This window comes from Pseudomonas sp. Sample_10, from assembly GCF_004321495.1.
Taxonomy (GTDB): Bacteria; Pseudomonadota; Gammaproteobacteria; order Pseudomonadales; family Pseudomonadaceae; genus Aquipseudomonas.
The window spans coordinates 1-1,115 of sequence record NZ_RCOE01000096.1; the positions used below are offsets into that span (position 1 = coordinate 1).

Below are 1,115 nucleotides of genomic sequence, written 5' to 3' on the forward strand. Positions count from 1 at the left end.
GCAGGGACGCGGAGCGTCCCGGGCTGTGTTCCCACGCAGAGCGTGGGAACGATCAACGATCATGAGAACTGGTCAGACGCTGAGCATCAGGAACTCACGCTCCCACGAACTGATCACCCGTTTGAAGTTCTCGTGCTCGGCGCGTTTGACCGCGACGTATCCGCGCACGAACTTGTCGCCCAGGTAACGGCCGATGGTTTCGCACTCTTCCATTTTGGTCAGGGCGTCTTCGATGGTGATCGGCAAACGCAGGTTACGGCGTTCATAAGCCCGGCCCTGGACGGCGGCGCTCGGCTCGACGCGCTCGACCATGCCCAGGTAACCGCACAACAAGCTGGCCGCGATGGCCAGGTACGGGTTGGCATCGGCGCCCGGCAAGCGGTTTTCCACGCGCATGGCGTCCGGGCTGGAGGTCGGTACGCGCAGGCCGACGGTGCGGTTTTCTTCGCCCCATTCGACGTTCACTGGCGCCGAGGTGTCCGGCAGGAAGCGGCGGAACGAGTTGACGTTCGGCGCAAACATCGGCAGCACTTTCGGGATGTATTTCTGCAAGCCCCCGATGTGGTGCAGGAACAGCTCGCTCATGTTGCCATCGGCGTCGGCAAAGATCGGCTGGCCGGTGGCGATATCCACCACGCTCTGGTGAATGTGCATGGCGCTGCCCGGCTCGTCGCCGACCGGTTTGGCCATGAAGGTCGCCGCCACGTTGTGCTTGAGCGCCGCTTCACGCATGGTGCGCTTGAACACGGTGATCTGGTCGGCCAGGTCCAGCGCATTGCCATGGCGGAAGTTGATTTCCATCTGCGCCGGGCCGTCTTCGTGGATCAGCGTATCGAGGTCCAGGCCCTGCAATTCGCACCAGTCATAGACGTCTTCGAACAGCGGGTCGAACTCGTTGGCGGCATCAATGGAGAACGACTGACGACCGCTTTCAGCACGACCCGAACGGCCCATCGGTGCCTTGAGCGGCAAATCCGGGTCCTCACAGCGCTGGGTCAGGTAGAACTCCATTTCCGGTGCGACAATCGGCCGCCAGCCTTTGTCGGTGTACAGCTGCAAGACTTTCTTCAGCACGTTGCGCGGCGACAGTTCGATCGGGTTGCCGAACTTGTCGA

At 62.2% G+C, this 1,115-nt stretch carries 1 protein-coding gene; it reads right to left on the reverse strand.

What is annotated here, in order from left to right; genetic code table 11:
- Positions 1–72: 72 nt before the first annotated feature.
- Positions 73–1,115 (reverse strand): glutamine synthetase (locus D8U18_RS09045; RefSeq protein WP_131107461.1); only part of this gene is annotated, 1,043 nt, incomplete at its 5' end.